Genomic DNA, 17683 nt, shown 5'->3' on the forward strand with positions numbered 1-17683 from the left:
TCCGGGGCTCGTTGCTTCATGAAGATTCTGCATCTGCTGTCCACCGTCGATCCGCGTGCAGGCGGTCCCACAGAGGGCGTGCTGCAAAGCGGCCTCAGCATGCGCGCGATGGGCCATCAAATCGAAGTCGTATCGCTCGATGCACCGGATGCGCCCTATCTCAAGGCGTTTCCGTTGCGTCTGCATGCGCTCGGTCCGTCACGCGGCTTCTATGGGCTATGTCCGCGGCTCGTGCCGTGGCTCGCCGAGCATGCGGTTCGCTTCGACGCGATCATCGTCAACGGACTCTGGCAATACCATAGCTTCGGCGCGTGGAAGGCGCTGCGCGGCAGCAAGGTGCCGTATTACGTATTCCCTCATGGCATGCTCGATCCGTGGTTCAAGCGCACGTATCCGCTCAAGCATCTGAAGAAGTGCCTGTACTGGCCCTGGGCTGAGTATCGCGTGTTGCGCGATGCAAGGCGCGTGCTCTTCACGACGCAAGAAGAACGCTTGCTCGCCCGCGAATCGTTCAGGCTTTATCGTGCGAACGAAGAAGTCGTGTCGTTCGGCACGCGCCAGCCGCCCGCTGATTCGACGACATTGCGCAACGCGTTTCTGTCGAAGTTTCCGCAACTCGCGGGCAAGCGCGCGATTCTCTTCCTCGGCCGCATTCACGAGAAGAAAGGATGCGATCTATTGCTGAAGGCCTTCGCCGCCGTGCGCGATATCGACCCCCGCGCGCATCTGGTGATGGCCGGTCCCGACGATAGCGAATGGGCGAGGCAGCTGCGCACCCTTGCGAAGGAACTCGGCATCGAGGACCGCACGACGTGGACGGGCATGCTCACCGGCGATCTCAAGTGGGGCGCTTTCCGCACGAGCGATGTATTCGCGTTGCCGTCGCATCAGGAAAACTTCGGCATTGCGGTTGCCGAAGCGCTGGGTTCGAAACTGCCGGTACTGATCTCCGACAAGGTCAACATCTGGCGCGAAGTGAAGGAAGACGGCGCGGGCATCGTCACGAGCGATACGGTCGACGGCGCCATCGAAGCGCTATCGACCTGGCTGCGCATGGACGCCGACGCGGCAGCCGCGATGCGCGAGCAGGCGCTTGCGACCTTCATGCAGCGCTTTCATGTCGATGCGATGTCGAAAGACCTCGTGCGCGTGCTGCGCGAAACGGCGAACCGGCGCGATGGCGGCGTGACGCGCGGCCTGGTTAGCGAGGCGGCTGGATAGCGCTCGCAAAGCGGTTTTGCACCGCGATGATCTTGCTCGCGCAGTCGTCGTAATCCGAGCCCTTCGCGCGCTCGGGGCCATACATGCCCCGGCATTGCGCATAGAGCGAGATGGTCGCGCCATTGCCCTTCGCCACGCGCGTGGCCGAATAAACCGGCTTGCCGGAGCGCGAAGGCAAGTCGCTCTCGATAGCGTCGGCATCGGCGCGAATCACCGGCTGATTCGAGTTCTGCTCGATATAGCGCTTCGTCATATCCCACATCGCACTGCATTGCGCGGCGTCGCGACACGCGACCGTCGCGTTTCGCTGCGCCGTCTCGAGCGCCTGTTCCGAGCGCGTGAAACCCTGAGCCTTCAGCGCGTCCTTCTCGGGCGAGGAACATGCTGCGAGCAATACGGAAGCAAAAGCGATGACGGTGAGCTTTTTCACAGGCGATCCAATTCGAAGCGATGAACGGATGCCGATTATAGCCACCAAAGAAAACGCCGCCGGTCTTCCGAACCGGCGGCGCCCCCTTCCCCTACATGCCAGGCTTTACGCCAGGTCTCCCCGCATATGCATGGCCGATGCCGCCATCGGCAGCGATTCGGCTTGTTTCTCGTGACGCATCGGCTTGCCGGACGCCGTGACGATTGTCGGCGCTGCATCGTCGCTCTTGATGACGCGCTGAAGATGCCCCGCCAGCCGCAAGGTCAGCGCGGCGATGGTGATCGTCGGGAAATTCGCGCCGACGGTCGGGAACACCGAGCTTCCCGCCACGTACAGATTGCTCATGCCGTGGACCTTCAGATTGCGGTCCACGACGCCGTTCTTCGGCGAATCGTGCATGCGCGTCGTGCCCATGTGATGCCACGTGCCTTCGAGCTGCGCCGGCCACGGCTTGCCTTGCAGCGGCTCGTCGAGCGTGACATCGGCCACGCCGCCGCGCCGCAGTTCCGTCGCGATATGCGCGACAGTGCGATCGAACGTGCGCTTCACGAGCTCGGTCACCTGCCAGTCCACCTTCACGCGATTCATGCCGAGCGCGTCTTTCTGCGCGGACAATGTCACGCGGCTATCGCGATTCGGCTCCGCTTCCACGATGGTCTGAATCTTCACTTCCGTGATGAGCGGACGCGGCTGCAACAGACGCGCAAGACCGAAGCAGGCGGTATCGACGGGATGCGTCATCATCGTGACGAGGTCCGCCGCCATGCTGTAGCCCGGCTGGTCTTTCTTGAGCATGGCCTGCTTCGCGCGAATGAGCGCCTCGGAGCCCTTCGTGTTCTCGCCACGGAACACCGAATAGAACCACGCACGCGCATTGAGCAGCTTCTCGCGCTTCAGAGTCTTTTGCGTCAGCGCAAACTGCGACGAGATGAACGTGCCGTTCGCGGAGACCGCCTTGTTCTGATAGTGATACTTGATGTCGTAGAGCTTGTTGCGCGCCCACTCCTTCTTGAAGTGCACGCTCGCCGACATGATGCGCGGATGGTCCATGAAATAGCGGCCAACCAGATCGTTGCCGTTGCCGAGACCTGCTGCCTGCACCTTGTTCGACGAAAGCAGCAGCCGCGCATTCTCGATGCCGCCCGTCGCGAGCACGAACACCTTTGCGCGAATTGCGAAGCGGCGGCCGGACAGCGTGCCGACATCGATCTTCGTGACGGAGCGCGCATCGGCATCGGTGTCGATATTCAACGCGTTCGCGTACAGGAACACGCGCACGTTCTTCGCCGCCAGCAGTTCCTTGCGATACACCTTGCCGAAGCGCACGGGCGGGCTGAACTGCGAGATCGTGTCGCGCACGTTGCCGCTCAGGAACGGATGGCGCCGCACGTCGGGCCGGTTGATGGCCGCTTCCCAATGCGCGGGATCGAAATTGTTTTCGCCGAGTTGCAGCAGCGCATGCGTGCGCTCGTAATACGGGCGCAGTTCTTCGAGGCCGAAGGGCCAGCCGCTGTCGGCCACCCAGTCGCGCTTCTCGAAGTCCCACGGATCGAGCGGGCGGCACCATCCGCCCCAGCAATTGCTGCTGCCGCCGAGAAAGCGGCTGCGGCATCCATCGGCGAATTCGTAAGGAACGCCAACGTTCTCGCCGCGATAGAGATCGCGCGTGTCGTTGTCCGCCTTATATCCGCCGCTTTCCAGCAGACACGCGCTGATGCCCTGCTTCTCCAGCTCCAGCGCCAGCGTAATGCCGGCGACACCCGCGCCGACGATGCATACCGTGGTCTCGATGACTGCGCCTTCGTCCACGCTCCGGCTGTCAATGAACATGCCCCGTGCTCCCTCTTATTTTCATGCTTTAAGCGATGCCGCGCTGCGGCCTTCATGCAGCGCCCTCGTGATGCCTTGCCCGTCTGTCATGCAGGAAAGCGCTTCCTGATGAATCGCACCGGATTGCCGCCGTACACGCCCTCGGCTTCGAGCGAGCGATGCACCACGGAAAGCGGCGTAACGAGCGCCGATCGTCCGATGGTGACGCCCATCTGCACGACGCATTTCGATGTGATCCATACGCCGTCTTCGATCACGATCGGCGCGACCTGCAAATCCATGCTGCCGGCCGCATCGTGCGATCCGGTCGTGAGAAACGTGCCCTGCGAAATGCACACGTTCGAGCCGATGCGGATATCGGTCTGGTTATAGATCCACGCATCGACGCCAAACCAGCAGTTATCGCCGACTTCGAGATTCCACGGCGCCTTCACGCGAATGGGATGCGGCATGCGACAGTTCTTGCCGATGCGCGCGCCGAACGCCCGCAATAGCGCAACACGCACGAACGAAACCGGAATCAGCTTGTTATTGATGAAGCATGCTTCGACGAAGAACCACACGAGCTCGATGAGAAAGCTGCGCTGCGCGACGAAGTTGCCCGGACCCGCGAGCGAAAGATCGATTACATTGCCGCGTTTGATCCGCGCGTCGTGTTTGTCGTCGCTGCGCCCATCGCTGGGCGCGCCGATGCATCGCTCGTCGATCGCTCTGTCCATGAAATCCCCGGCCTTGTTCGCTGTGCGCTTGCTGCGCGTGGTCGCGCGCATTGATTCTTCGAATACAAGGTGATGTGCAGTCTTTGTTGCTTGTTATTCGTATCGATCGCGCCATGGCGCTGGACCGCATACGGTGAACCGATTATCAGCGAACGTCAAAATGCGCCACGTGCGCTATGACACGCTTGGCCGCATCGGCAAGACTTTTGGCGGCACTAGTCGGAGCCTGGCCGTAAGCTCCCGGCCATGCGTATGCGATTCATCACGCCGCGTGGAGTAGCGTACCGATGCACCGATGCAATCTCTGTACAACGCATGACAGAGCATTCAGGAATGCATGCCGATCACTGCAACAAAGTCCCGGAGGATCGAATGAAACACGAGCTACGCGCGGCGCTCATGCCGCTTGTGCTGGCTACGCTGATCGCATCGCCGCTTGCGCATGCGGGCAATTTCGCCGATGCGGCGATCGCGAAGCCGGCGGGCGGCGGCGTGCCGTCGGAAATGGATTTGCTAGGCAGTCCGGATCGATATGCCGATCCCTACGGCGCGCCGGTCAACGGCAAAGGCGGACAGCGCGGGCCGATCACGAATGCGCAGACTGCGCAGGGCATATCGCCAACGGACAAGCTGCTCGCGCAACAGAATGGCTATGCGGGAAATCCTGGCGCGGGCGCGCAATTGCGGCGCGTCGGACGCAATGCGGATGCGAAGGCGATGATGATGCCCCAAGCTGCGGCAGCGACGCTTTATCGCACGCCCGAAGGGCTGAAGCCGCCGGCGAAAGCCGTGCGGGCGAGAGAGATCTACAAGTCGCCGTATTGACGGTGGATGATCGGCCGTTCAGATCACCGAACGGCCGACGATACTGCTCACTCGATCTTTTCGACTTGCGGCATGATCGGTGCGCGTTCCTTCATGCGAACGATGGGCAGTTCGACGGCGTCGCCGCCACGGACTGCGGCCGCATCGCCGGCGAGCGACTTCAGGCGCTCTTCGAGCCGCGCGAACACCGATTGCGGCGAAAGCCGTTCCTGCGCGAAGAGGCGCCCTTCCTCACCGTAGCGCGCACGCAGCACCGGATTGCGCACGAGCATCTCGATGGCGTCGGTCAATGCGTCGACGCTTTCCGGCTCGATCACGACACCGCGCCCCGATACCGCTTCATATAACTCGGTGCCCGGATGGGCCATCGCGACAACAGCGCGCCCACTCGCGAACATGCCGGTGAGCTTCGAGGGCATGACGAGGTCCGCGACATCGCCGCGTTGCGGCAGCACGTGGATGTCCGCGAGATTCAATAGCTCGTTGAGACGCTCGACCGGTTGCAGCGACAGAAAGCGCGTGTTCGGCAGATCGGCGCAACGCTTCTGCAGCTCGGCCTTGGTCGCACCGTTGCCGCAGAAGACGAACACCACGTCGTCGCGCGAGGCGAATTGAGCGGCGGCGGCCGCCAGCACTTCGAGGCCTTGCTTCGCGCCCATGTTGCCCGAGTAAAGCACCACTTTCGTATGCTCGCCAATGCCGAGTTCGCGCCGGAACGCGTTCGGCCCGTCGAGCGGATAGATCGCGGTGGTATCGACCCAGTTCGGGAGATGGAAGGCATCGGCGGGCGCGACGCCCTTCTTCACCGCGCGCTCGACCATCTTGTCGGAGATCGAGGACACGACGTCGAAGCGGCGCATCAGCCAGCGTTCGAATGCAAGCGCGCCACGCGCCGCGCGTGCGTTCTTCAGCAGGCCGAGATCGAAGGCCGCATCTACTTCGAAATCCTGAATATGCAGCCATGACCGCGCGCCGGTGATTCGCGCCAATGCGAGCGCGCCGGGGGCGTTCGCCAGGCTCGGTGCGATGGTCATCACGACATGCGGACGCCAGAGCGCGTGCAGCATCAGCGCAGGCAGAGACAGGGCCGCGAACGAGCCCAGATGCAGCATGCGCTTCGCTCCGCTCGGCTTCTTCGGCACCCACAACGGCGCGCGCGACAGGCGCACACCCTTGCGCGTCTCGAAGCGAGGCCGCCAGCTTGCATAGCCCTTGCCGACCTTCCATTCCGGATAGTACGGCGGCGCGCAGACGACGCGCACGTCGTGCCCGCTCTGCGCCAGCGCTTCCGCCATTTCCGCCGTGTATTTGCCGGTTCCCGTCAACTCGGGCGCGTAATTCAGCCCGTATATCAGTATTTTCATGTGGTCCCTCGCCCGACAATCGCGCTTCGAATCCCGGGCGTGTCCTCGTCGCCCGCAAAGCGCCAACCCTCGATCACTGCGTGTGTTGCGCCCTCCTTCCCCGTGTCGATCGACTCATCAGTTCGTCAGCAGCAGCGCACAGCCCCGAGCTATGCTGGCCGCAGCCGATGGCGGATCGAAGCGCTGAATGACTTCGGTGCAGCGCTTCGCGACGCCCGCCGTATCGGCGAACGCTTCCAGCGATTTGAGCATGGTTCGATGCAGGCTCGCGACATCGCCCGCAGGGAACGCATAGCCCGATACACCTTCCACGACCAGCTCCGGCACGCAGCCGCAGCTCTCGCTCACGATCACAGGACAGCCGTGATTCAATGCTTCGTTCGTCACGAGGCCCCACGGCTCGCGCTTGCTCGGCAACACCATGCAACTTGCGCCGAAGTATTCGCGCGAGAGCGGCGCGTCCTGAAGGCTGCCCAGGAAATGCACCGCGCCTTGCAGGCCCGCATCGGCCACCTGCTTCTTCAGTTCATCGCCGAGCGGCCCCGTTCCTACGATGCGCAGCTCCGCATGCGGCACGCTCTTCCTCAGTATCTTGAACGCTTCGACGAGCGTATCGATACCTTTCTCCGCTGACAAGCGCCCAACGAACAGAAACACGGGCTTGTTGCCTTGCCGATGCGCGAGCCGGTCGGGAACCACCGTTTCCGGCGAAAACGAGCGCGGCAATGCAGCCGCCTGGCACGGAATGAAAATCTTCTCCTGCTTCGCTCCGAGCGACATCAGATACTCGCGGCTGCGCGTGCCGAATGCGAAATAACCATCGCACAGCGCAAAGAACACGCGCTTCGGAATGGACGTCAGCATGCGGCGCGGATTGTCGCGTGCGGTCGAATCGCAGAACACGGCGCGGCGCTTCCCCGTCACGATGCATGCGGCCATCATCGCCCAGTATTCGGGACGGTGATAACCCGGCAAAACCACGAGATCCGACTTCGCCTTCAGCACTTCCCAGACGAGGCGCGCGGTCATGCGCCAGGTGGGCACGTCTTCATAGCATCCGTTGTAGAGCTTCTTCATCGGATAGCGATGAAACGAGTAATCGACATCCGAGAAGCCGATGCGGTCGTGCTCGGTATCCGCGATCTGCACCATCGAATAGCGGATGGAGCCGGTCCCCGAAATGTTGTGCAGCGCGGACAGGACTTCCCCTTTGTGCCGCGACCACACCACGTTATGAAAGATGGTCACTGAAGCTGACATTATTGTTTTATCCCTGCGAAAGGATGCGTCGCGACTCAGGCAGTCACCAGGGTCTGCGGCATCGATGCATAGCGTTCAAGGAAGTCCCCGTACGTCGCGCGTATGCCTTCTTCGAGCGCGATCGACGCCTTCCATCCCATGCTTTCCAGTTTCGATACATCGAGCAGCTTGCGCGGCGTACCGTCCGGCTTGCTCGCATCGAACACGAGTTCGCCTTCGAAACCCACGACGCGGCACACCGTCTGCGCCAGTTCGCGGATGGTCAGATCATGGCCGACGCCCACGTTGAACACGCCGTCGTTCACGTCGCTTTCCATGAGGAAAGTCGCGGCATCGGCGAGATCGTCGACATGCAGGAACTCGCGGCGCGGCGAGCCGGTGCCCCACACCGGGAGCGATTCATCGCCGCGCAGCTTCGCTTCGTGCGCCTTGCGCATCAGCGCGGGCAACACATGGCTGCTCTTCAGATCGTAGTTGTCGTTCGGGCCGTACAGGTTGGTCGGCATCACCGAAACGAAGTGCGTGCCGTACTGACGGTTATAGGCCTCGCACATCTTGAGGCCCGCAATCTTCGCGATGGCATACGCTTCGTTGGTCGGCTCCAGCTCCGATTGCAGGAGATACGTCTCCTTGATGGGCTGCGGGCAGGCCTTCGGATAGATGCACGACGACCCGAAGAAAACCAGCTTCGACACGTTCCAGCGGCAAGCCGCATGGATCACGTTCGTTTCGATCGCGAGGTTCTCGTAGATGAACGAGGCGGGCATCGTCGAATTGGCGAGGATGCCGCCCACGCGCGCTGCCGCCAGAAACACCACGTCGATCTGATTCTCTTCGAAGAAGAGATTCACGCCGCCCTGATCGGTGAGATCGAGATGCGCCTTCGTGCGCGTGATGATGTTCTGATAACCGGCGGCCTTGAGACGGCGCACCAGCGCCGATCCCACCATGCCCCGATGCCCCGCGACGAAGATTCGTGCTTGCTTGTCCATGGCGGCTTACTCGTGATGTTCGAGGGCCTTGAAACCGGCCAGCGTGACGAGTGCGTCGCGACGTGCAATCTGGTAATCCGCGCGCACCATCTCCTTGACGAGCGACTGGAACGACGTGACCGGACGCCAGCCGAGCTTCTCGTGCGCCTTGGTCGGATCGCCCAGCAGAGTCTCGACTTCGGTCGGGCGGAAGTAGCGCGGATCGACGCGCACGATGACCTGTCCCGGACGCAGCTTCGTCTCACGGCCTTCCACGCGATCGACGATGCCGATCTCATTGACGCCCTCGCCCTCGAAGCGCACGTGCACGCCGAGTTCCGCTGCCGCCTGCTGCACGAATTCGCGCACGCTGTACTGCACGCCCGTTGCAATGACGAAGTCCTCTGCCTGCTCCTGCTGCAGCATCATCCATTGCATCTCGACGTAGTCGCGCGCATGGCCCCAGTCGCGCATCGCGGACAGGTTGCCGAGATACAGATCGTCCTGCAGTCCCGCGGCGATACGCGCGATCGCACGGGTGATCTTGCGCGTGACGAAGGTCTCGCCGCGCACCGGCGATTCGTGATTGAACAGAATGCCGTTGCATGCGTACATGCCATACGCTTCGCGGTAGTTCACCGTGATCCAGTAAGCGTAGAGCTTCGCGACCGCATACGGGCTGCGCGGATAGAACGGCGTGGTTTCGCGCTGCGGAATCTCCTGCACGAGGCCATACAGTTCCGACGTCGATGCCTGATAGAAGCGCGTCTTCTTCTCGAGGCCGAGAATGCGGATCGCTTCGAGAATGCGCAGTGCGCCGAGGCCATCGGCGTTCGCCGTGTACTCGGGTTCTTCGAAGGAAACGGCCACGTGGCTTTGCGCAGCCAGGTTGTAGATTTCGTCCGGCATCACGCGCTGAATGATGCGCACGAGGCTCGTCGAATCGGTCAGGTCGCCGTGATGCAGAAAGAGACGCTGATCCGGATCGTGCGGATCGCGATAAAGATGGTCGATGCGGTCGGTGTTGAAAAGCGAGCTGCGGCGCTTGATGCCGTGTACTTCATAGCCCTTGTTGAGCAGCAGTTCGGCCAGATACGACCCGTCCTGCCCCGTGATCCCCGTGATCAAAGCAACTTTGCGGTCCATGCTTTACCCCTATTCTTCGGTCTGAATGCGGCGCGCGTACGCGCCGCGTTATTTTTATTGCTGGCCTTGCTCGTTTTTTTATTCGGCGATGCTCTCGTAGCCGTAGTAGCCCGCGTACGTGCTGCCCATCAACATCTTCGATTGCGGCACGTCGGTCAGCAGAACGCCCTTCATGTTCACGCCGCCGTGCTGCAGGCGTTTCATCGTCTCGCCGATTTCCTGCACCTGGTTCTTGCCGTGCCGCACGACGAGCAGGCTCGTGCCCGCGTGCTTGCCGATCACGGTCGCGTCGGTGACGGCGAGGACCGGCGGGGTATCGACGATCACCAGGTCATACATCTGCTTCAGTTGATCGAGCATTTCGCCGAGACGCTCGCTTGCGAGCAGTTCCGACGGATGCGACGGCAACGTGCCCTTCGTGATCAGGTCGACGCCCGGCAACACGTCATGCAGGATCGCGCTGTCGACATCCGCGCCCATCAGCACGTCGGACAAGCCCGGCGAATGGCGCACGCCGAAGTGCGAGTGGATGTCACCACGGCGCATGTCGCCGTCGATCAGAAGCACCCGCTTTCTCGTCGATGCCACCAGCGTCGCGAGGTTCGCCGACAGGAACGACTTGCCGGCTTCCGGACGCGAGCCCGTCATCATCACGACGTTGTTGCGCGCATCGGCGAGTTGCAGTTGCAGCGAGGTGCGCAGGCTGCGAATGCCCTCCACCGCTGCATCTTCGGGCGCTTGCGCGGCCAGCACGTGCATGCCTTCGCTGCGCATGCCGACCTTGCGTTGCAGGCGAAGCTGCGTATCGCTGCGCGGCACGATGGCGAACACGCGCACGCCGAGCTGCTTCTCGATCTCTTCGGGACGCTCCACGCCGCCATACAGCGACTTGCGGACGAACGCGAACAGGATGCCGAGCGCGAGGCCCACGCCAGCCGAGATCAGGATGACGATGAGGCGCTTCGGGCGCACCGGATCATCCGCCGGCTGCGCATAGTCCACCACGCGCACGTTGCCGATCTGCCCGGCCTTCGCAATGCGCAGTTGTTGCGCGCTGTTGAGCAGGTTCGTGTACAGCTCGGTGTTCACGCGGACATCCCGCAGATAGCGCAGTGCCGTTTGCTCGGTGTCCGGCAGCGTCGATACGTTCTTGCCGAGGCGCGTCTGCGCACCGGAGAGCGAAGCGATCTGCGCATCCAGCGCTTGCACCGAAGGATGATGCGGCGTGAAGCGTTGCGACAGTTCCGCGCGTTGCTGTTGCAGGTCCGTGAGCTTGGTCTTGTTGTCGACGATCTGCTGCAGCAGCAGGCGGCTTTCCTCGCTCAGGTCCACCGTGCCCTGGCGATTGCGGAACGTGTTGTAGCGCTGCTCCGCTTCGTCGAGCTGCTTCTTCAGCACCGGCAATTGCTGATCGAGGAAGGCGAGCGTGTGCTCCGCTTCGGCCGATCGCTTGTCCGAATCCTGCTGCACGAAGCGGTTCGCGATGTTGTTGACGATCTGCGAGATCTCTTTCGGGTTGCGCCCTTCGAGGCTCACGCTGATGATGCCCGATTGCAGGGCCGTTTCAGCGACCGACAGACGCTGCTGCAGATTGTCGATGGTCGTGAGCGTCGAGAAACGCTGGACGTCGAAGTGCACGCCCGGCGCGCCGACGAGCTTCTCGACCTTCAGCCTGATCGGACCTTGCGGCGTCATGCCCGACGCTTCCTGGCCGACCTTGCCCGACAGAACCGCGACGCCGTTCGGATCGTTCAGCACATACGCGCCGTTCTCGCCCGCCACGATCGTGAACTTCTGCTCGTACAGTTCCTTCGGCGTATCGAAGAGCGGCACGTCGATCTGCTCGTTGCCCCATGCGAAGCGCGACAGATAGCCTTCCGGCACCTTCACGTCGAACGTGGACAATGCGCTGCCGATCACGCCGCCGAGGACCGGCACCGTATGCGGCGCGGCGCTGATGTCGAGATGAAGACGGCGCACCGTATCGTCGACGACGAGGCGCGAGCGCAGCAGTTCGATCTGCGCAGCCGTGGTGGATTTCGCGTCGAACATCTGCGACACGGCTTGCACCGCGTTGACGTTCGCGTTCGCGTTGTTGTTGGCGTTGGTCTCTTCGGTCTGGATCAGCGCGTCGGCCTTGTAGGTCGGCGGCGCAACGAATGCATACGCGGCGCCCAATGCGACCACCGCGAGCATAACGACCGTCACGAGTTTCCAGTTGCCGAAGACGGCCGCCAGATAGTCGGATAATCGCAACTCGTCGCCGGTCGAGACGTCCGAGTAGCGTGCATCAAAGTTTATGGCCATGGTCTCGCTCGCTTATTTCTTTGAAAAGTCGCACAGAACGCCGGCGCGCCCCGCGCGCGCCGGTTGAAGCCAGAAAAACGAAGTCTTACTTGGTGATGACCGCTGCCGTCAGACCCGCGTTGATGGCGGGCAACAGCAGGTTCAGCACGCGGCTGAAGCGGACAAGGCCGTTGTTATCCACGTAGACCACGTCCTTCGGTTGCAGCTCGAAGCTGTTCGCAAGCAGCATGGACACAGGCGAACGCGCGTCGAGTTTGTACACCTCGGGGTTGTCCGTCTGGCCATTGCGAATCACGTACAGCTCCTTCGGATCCGACGTCTCGGCGTTGAAGCTGCCGGCCTGCGAGATCGCATCCGAGAGCGTCAGCTTGCCGTTGCGCATCGGGATCACCGTGGCCGGCTTGGTCACTTCGCCCATCACGTACACGCCGTTGTCTTCGCGTGAATCGATGCGCAATGCATCGCCCGGCTTCAGCATGATTTCCGACGGGCTGCGGCCCTTCGCGGTCATGCCCGCCATGTTGATGTGATAGGTGACGCCGTCACGGATCAGCGTGACGCGGCTTTGATCCGCGCTCGTCGCGAAACCGCCCGCACGCCCGATGGCTTCGGTGAGCGTCATCGGAATGTCGTTGATCTGCAGCGAGCCGGGCGTGCGCACTTCGCCGTCGATATAAACCTGCGACGCACGGAACGAAGCGACGCGCACCGTCAGTTGCGGCTTCACGAAGACCTTCGACAGCTCGGCGTACAGCTCGCGCTGAACCTGCGATTCGGTCTTGCCCGCGACATGCAGCGCGCGGTTCACATACGGGAATTGCAGATTGCCGTCGGCATCGACGACGAAGCCAGGCGCGGCATCGGCTTGACGCGTCTGCTGCGGCGGCTGCCCGAGCGCGGCGACCAGTTCCGGGTGATCCCAGACCGTGATCTGGAGCACGTCGCCCGGTCCGAGCACGTATGCGGTCGGCTTGCCGTAGAGGCTCGCGTTCGGATCAACCGTCGACGACGGCTGCGCGGCCTTCAGCTTGCGCACGAGCGAGAGGTCGATCGGCGTGATCGGAATATTCACGGCGGTCGCGGTATCGCCCTGGTCGTTCGACGTTTCGGCGAGCGCGGCCGGCTTTTCCATGTGCATGCCCGGTGCGAGCGCGCATCCTGCGAAGATCACGCAGAGAGAAGCTGCAGCCGCCAGGCTCGAAAGCCGGAAGACGCCCGACACGTTGGTATTGGCGGCCATGGTCGTGGTGCCCGGTTGTTGTTGATTGTGCATGATGGTCGTCCCCTGCATTCAATAAGCGTTGGTGTGGCGTAGTCCCTTGAAGATCGTTGCGGCGATGATTTTCATGTCGAGGCCGAACGACCAATTACCCAGGTAGTACAAATCGTGAGCGACGCGTCCTTCCATTTTTTCGATGAGATCGGTCTCTCCCCGAAAGCCGTTGACCTGCGCCCAGCCGGTGATACCCGGCTTGATCCGGTAACGATGGATGTACCCCGACACGACCTTCTGATAAAGATCGTCATGTTCCAGTGCATGGGGACGCGGGCCCACGACCGACATGTCGCCGAGCAGAACGTTGAAGAACTGCGGCAGCTCATCGAGGCTGGTACGGCGCAGGAATGCCCCGACACGGGTCACGCGCGGATCATTGCGCGTGGCCTGCCGAACCACCCCGGCCTGTTCCGTGTGCATTCGCATCGAACGGAACTTGTAGATTCGAAACACGCGGCCATCCGCGCCCTTGCGACGTTGCCTGAAGAACACCGGACCGCGCGACGTCAGCTTGATTGCGATTGCAATGGCGATCAGCAGCGGCGAGATGGCGATGATCGCGCCGAGCGCGAACACGCGGTCGAAGATCTCCTTCTGCAACAGCGCGCTTTGCGAGATCGGCGATGCAACGAGGTTGATCGCGGTTTCGCCGAGCAGGTCCGTCGTGCTGCTTTCGAACAGCGAGAGGCTGCGCACGTCCGGCATGAAGCGCACGTTGACGAGCTCTTCGCGGAACTCGTTCACGAAGCGATGGATCGTGCGTTCCTCGGACAGCGGCAGCGCGAGCCACACTTCATGCACGTTGTGCGTGCGGACGTAGTTCACGAAGGCATCGTGATCTTCGAACACGGGAACGCGCGTATTGAGCCGGCCCGATTCGGGAGCCACGTTGAACACGGCGCTCGCACGAAAGCCCGAATTCTTCGCCCGTTCGAGCTTTCTGACGATGGAGTTGCAATGCTTGCCGCAACCGACGACAGCCACCTGATGCAGGTTCATGCCCGCATTGCGCATGCGTGCAAGCACGACATGGGTGAGAAGCCGCCCGCCGATCATGAGCACGCCGGACATCGCGGTCCAGTACGCAAACCAGAGGCGCGACACATAGTCGAGCCGATGCAGCGAGAACATCAGCGCCAGCGCGCAGCCCTGCACCACCAGCCAGCCAAGCGACACCTGACAGATGAGCATTACCTTCCTGCGGCCGCGCCATGATTCGTAGACGCCGAAGCCCGGAAAGAGGGCAAGCGAAAACGCTGCCGCAAAAGCGACGAACACCGCCGAATAGGCGGGCACCGCTATGTTCTCGAACCTGATCTGCGACGCCACCGCCGCGCCGCCGACGATCATGGCGACGTCGAAGAGGCGCGCGAGCAATCCTTGTAAATCGCGCATGTCTTTTCCCCGAACGAAATCGATCCCGCCCAGCTAAGTTTTCATTTACCCCTCGCATGCGGCGGCGAACTATCGCGCGCCGCTGCGAGGGACCCAGTGCCGTGCATCCGCTAAACGCGGTGCTCAGCTACGGCCATACGTATCGTCGAAACGAACGATGTCGTCCTCGCCGAGGTAGCTGCCCGACTGCACTTCGATCATCTCGAGCGGTACCTTGCCCGGATTTTCGAGGCGATGCCGCACGCCCAGCGGAATGAACGTCGATTCGTTCTCCGAGAGAAGGAACTGTTCTTCGCCGCGCGTGACGAGCGCCGTGCCGCACACGACGATCCAGTGCTCCGCGCGATGGTGATGCATCTGCAGCGAAAGCTGCGCGCCCGGCGCAACCACGATGCGCTTCACCTGGAACCGCTCGCCATGCTCGATCGAGTCATAGAAGCCCCACGGACGGCGCACCTTGCGATGCGTGTCGGCTTCGGGCGCATGCTGTTCGCGGATGCGCGCGACGAGACCCTTGATGTCCTGCACGCGCGAACGATCGGCGACGAGCACCGCGTCATCCGTTTCGACGACGATGATGTTGGTCGTGCCGACGCATGCGACGAGGCGTCCGCCTTCCGAGCGCGCATAGCTGGAGGTCGCGCCTTCGAACACCACGCGGCCGCTCGCGACGTTGCCCGAGTCGTCCTTGTCCATCGCGTCCCAGACGGCGTCCCACGAGCCGAGATCGGACCAGCCCGCGACGAGCGGCACCACCACGCCTTCGCACGGTGCGTTCGGCGTGCCGATGTGCTCCATCACCGCGTAGTCGATCGAGTCCGACGGCGTGCTGCCGAACTGCGCCGCGTTCGGGCGGAAGAACTTGCCGTCGTCCTTGCCTTCGCCGAGCGCCGCGCGGCATGCCGCGAACATCTCGGGATTGAGCTTCTGCAGCGCGGCCAGCCACACGCTAGCGCGCACGACGAAGATGCCGCTGTTCCACCAGTACGTGCCCGCTGCGACGTATTGCGCGGCGAGTTCGGCGGCGGGCTTCTCGACGAAGCGGTCGATCTGATGCGCGCCGTCGGAGAGCGCGCCGCCGAGGCGGATATAGCCGAAGCCGGTGTCGGGACGCGTCGGCGGAATGCCGAGCGTGGCGATCGCACCGCGTTCCGCGTGCTCGGCGGCGATCGCAATCGCGCGATGCAGCGCCGGGATATCGGCGATCGAGTGATCGGCGGGCATCGCGACCATGATCGCGTCGCGGCCATCCTTGCATGCGGCGAGCGCGGCCAGCGTGAGGGCGGGCGCCGTGTCGCGGCGTGCCGGCTCGACGATGATCTTCGCGCTGACGCCGCTTTCGCGCGTCTGCTCTTCCGTCGTGAAGCGATGCTCTTCACCGCACACGATGATCGGCTCGGCGCTCACGTTGAAGTCGCCCGTAAAGCCTTTCATGCGCGAAACGGTGGCTTGCAAAAGCGAGTCGCGACCGACGACGCCGATCAATTGCTTCGGAAACTGTTCACGGGACATCGGCCACAGGCGCGTGCCCGAGCCGCCGGCCAAAATGACGGAAACCAGCCGGCGGCACGGCGTGGCCGTCACGGCGCCCGCCTGCCCCTCGCTGCTTGTCGTCACTTCGCCTTGCGTGCGTGTTTCATTGCTCATCGTAGGACTCCTGCCTGCATGTTCGTTCGCGGCTTGCGTGACATCACTGCCGCCCGAGAATGATTGGGCCCCGGACCAAGATGGTCCGGCCAAATGTTCGACGCTTTACGCCACCCCTGTCCGGTACCCCACACAGAGGGACGCTGGTGCTTCGGCCTTGCTGTCTCCTGGCCCTTCTGACGCGTCCGGCTCTCAGCCGTTTGCCTCGCGCCGGCTTTGCATCCGGTATTCGGTCGGCGAAATCAGAAGGCGCTTGCGGAAAATCTTGGCGAGCCTGTCGCCGTTGCCCATGCCGCTTCTGCGCGCGATCTTGTCCACCGGCAACTCCGAGTCGGTGAGCAGCGCGCAGGTCACGGCAAGGCGTGCCTGCAGCAGATAATCGGATGGCGTGATGCCCATCTCGATCTTGAAGCGGCGCAGGAAGTTGCGCTCGCTCATCGCGGCGACTTGCGCCGCATCGACGACGGAGATCGGCCGCTCGCAGTTGTCCTGGAGCCACCGCGCCGCCGCGCGAATCTTGTCGCCCGCCGATGCCGCGCCGCTGTCGCCGAGAATCGACACGAGCTTCGCGGCAGAGCCGGGCATGAGACGTTCGGCCACGCTGCGCGAGATGTCGAGTCCGAGATCTCGCTTCACGATCATCAACGCGCCCTTCATCGATTCGTAGCGATCGCCGCCTTCGCCCGATTGCTCGTCGCGCACGAGCGGCATGATCGCGTTGCCATAGCGGGCCTGCGCATCGTGTGCGTAACCGATGCCCGCCGCCTCCAGCACCTTGCGGCCTTCGGAGATCGACTTGATCGCCGTGGTCTTGCCGTTCACGCGGCGCAGCCATTCGACGATGCGATCGTCCTTCGCGGCTTCCTCGGCGCCGCGTCCGCCAGCGACGAAGAGCGCATCGAAGCCGCCGTAGTGGCGTGCGTCGAGACCGTCGGTCCAGACACGCACCGACGACGAGCACGCGACGTTGCCGCCTTCGACGGAGAGGAAGCGCACGTCATAGGTGCAGTCGGCTTTCGCCTTGGCCGACGACAGTTCATTGGCCATGTGAAAGACTTCAGCGACGATTCCCGCACCCAGTAGCGAGAATCCGTCGAACAGCAAAATCGCAATCCGTTTCACCTCTGCCTGCGACGGTCTCGTCGAGGGAGGCATCCAACCCATCACTGCGGGTTCGAGAGTGGCGTAAGGCATGGTCATCCTCTGCAGCTTTGTTTCCAGGGTGCGGAAGAGTTACTCGGCCATTGCATTGCATCAAGGCGTTCCCGAACTTCGCCGGGTTGCCGTGACCG

Annotated in this window: 14 protein-coding genes; 2 read left to right on the plus strand and 12 right to left on the minus strand. The window is 62.7% G+C overall.

What is annotated here, in order from left to right; translation table 11 throughout:
* The first annotated feature begins 18 nt into the window (after positions 1-18).
* Positions 19-1221: a glycosyltransferase gene (locus tag BG57_RS01965; RefSeq protein WP_035959881.1), complete on the plus strand. Its 1203-nt coding sequence runs from the start codon at positions 19-21 to the stop codon at positions 1219-1221.
* Here the strand turns inward: BG57_RS01965 and BG57_RS01970 are convergent.
* The 3 genes from BG57_RS01970 to BG57_RS01980 all read right to left on the minus strand — a co-directional run bounded on the left by BG57_RS01970 (position 1202) and on the right by BG57_RS01980 (position 4251).
* Positions 1202-1651, minus strand: a complete 450-nt coding sequence (locus tag BG57_RS01970; RefSeq protein ID WP_035959751.1) for a hypothetical protein — start codon at positions 1649-1651, stop codon at positions 1202-1204. The genes BG57_RS01965 and BG57_RS01970 overlap by 20 nt on opposite strands.
* A gap of 105 nt (positions 1652-1756) precedes the next feature.
* On the minus strand, positions 1757-3481 hold the full coding sequence (locus tag BG57_RS01975; RefSeq protein ID WP_035959753.1) for an FAD-dependent oxidoreductase: 1725 nt from the start codon (positions 3479-3481) through the stop codon (positions 1757-1759).
* A gap of 86 nt (positions 3482-3567) precedes the next feature.
* Positions 3568-4251: a DapH/DapD/GlmU-related protein gene (locus BG57_RS01980; protein WP_229753884.1), complete on the minus strand. Its 684-nt coding sequence runs from the start codon at positions 4249-4251 to the stop codon at positions 3568-3570.
* A gap of 321 nt (positions 4252-4572) precedes the next feature.
* Here BG57_RS01980 and BG57_RS33475 point away from each other — a divergent pair, with 321 nt between their 5' ends.
* Positions 4573-5025 (plus strand): hypothetical protein, encoded by a 453-nt coding sequence (locus BG57_RS33475; protein WP_035959883.1) that lies wholly within the window; start codon positions 4573-4575, stop codon positions 5023-5025.
* A gap of 47 nt (positions 5026-5072) precedes the next feature.
* On the opposite strand, the gene BG57_RS01990 is transcribed toward BG57_RS33475, so the two are convergent.
* The 9 genes from BG57_RS01990 to BG57_RS02030 form a co-directional block, all read right to left on the minus strand.
* Entirely contained in the window at positions 5073-6389 is a 1317-nt protein-coding gene (locus tag BG57_RS01990) for a glycosyltransferase WbuB (RefSeq protein WP_035959754.1), read from the minus strand.
* Positions 6390-6506: 117 nt separating this feature from the next.
* Positions 6507-7649, minus strand: coding sequence for a glycosyltransferase family 4 protein (locus BG57_RS01995; protein ID WP_035959756.1), 1143 nt, complete (start codon positions 7647-7649; stop codon positions 6507-6509).
* A 35-nt stretch (positions 7650-7684) separates the two neighbouring features.
* A complete protein-coding gene (locus BG57_RS02000; RefSeq protein WP_035959757.1) occupies positions 7685-8641 on the minus strand; it encodes a GDP-L-fucose synthase family protein in 957 nt (318 codons plus the stop codon).
* Between the two features lie 6 nt (positions 8642-8647).
* Positions 8648-9766: a GDP-mannose 4,6-dehydratase gene (gene gmd / locus BG57_RS02005; RefSeq protein ID WP_035959759.1), complete on the minus strand. Its 1119-nt coding sequence runs from the start codon at positions 9764-9766 to the stop codon at positions 8648-8650.
* 78 nt (positions 9767-9844) lie between these two features.
* On the minus strand, positions 9845-12073 hold the full coding sequence (locus BG57_RS02010) for a polysaccharide biosynthesis tyrosine autokinase (protein ID WP_035959760.1): 2229 nt from the start codon (positions 12071-12073) through the stop codon (positions 9845-9847).
* Positions 12074-12158: 85 nt separating this feature from the next.
* Positions 12159-13313, minus strand: a complete 1155-nt coding sequence (locus BG57_RS02015) for a polysaccharide biosynthesis/export family protein (protein WP_035959884.1) — start codon at positions 13311-13313, stop codon at positions 12159-12161.
* A 51-nt stretch (positions 13314-13364) separates the two neighbouring features.
* A complete protein-coding gene (locus BG57_RS02020; RefSeq protein WP_035959761.1) occupies positions 13365-14744 on the minus strand; it encodes an undecaprenyl-phosphate glucose phosphotransferase in 1380 nt (459 codons plus the stop codon).
* A 123-nt stretch (positions 14745-14867) separates the two neighbouring features.
* Positions 14868-16391 (minus strand): mannose-1-phosphate guanylyltransferase/mannose-6-phosphate isomerase, encoded by a 1524-nt coding sequence (locus tag BG57_RS02025; RefSeq protein WP_035959762.1) that lies wholly within the window; start codon positions 16389-16391, stop codon positions 14868-14870.
* Positions 16392-16583: 192 nt separating this feature from the next.
* Positions 16584-17585 carry a GlxA family transcriptional regulator gene (locus tag BG57_RS02030; protein WP_035959886.1) on the minus strand — a complete coding sequence of 334 codons (1002 nt, stop codon included), beginning with the start codon at positions 17583-17585 and terminating at the stop codon, positions 16584-16586.
* Between the last annotated feature and the right edge of the window lie 98 nt (positions 17586-17683).

This window comes from Caballeronia grimmiae (assembly GCF_000698555.1).
Lineage (GTDB): Bacteria > Pseudomonadota > Gammaproteobacteria > Burkholderiales > Burkholderiaceae > Caballeronia > Caballeronia grimmiae.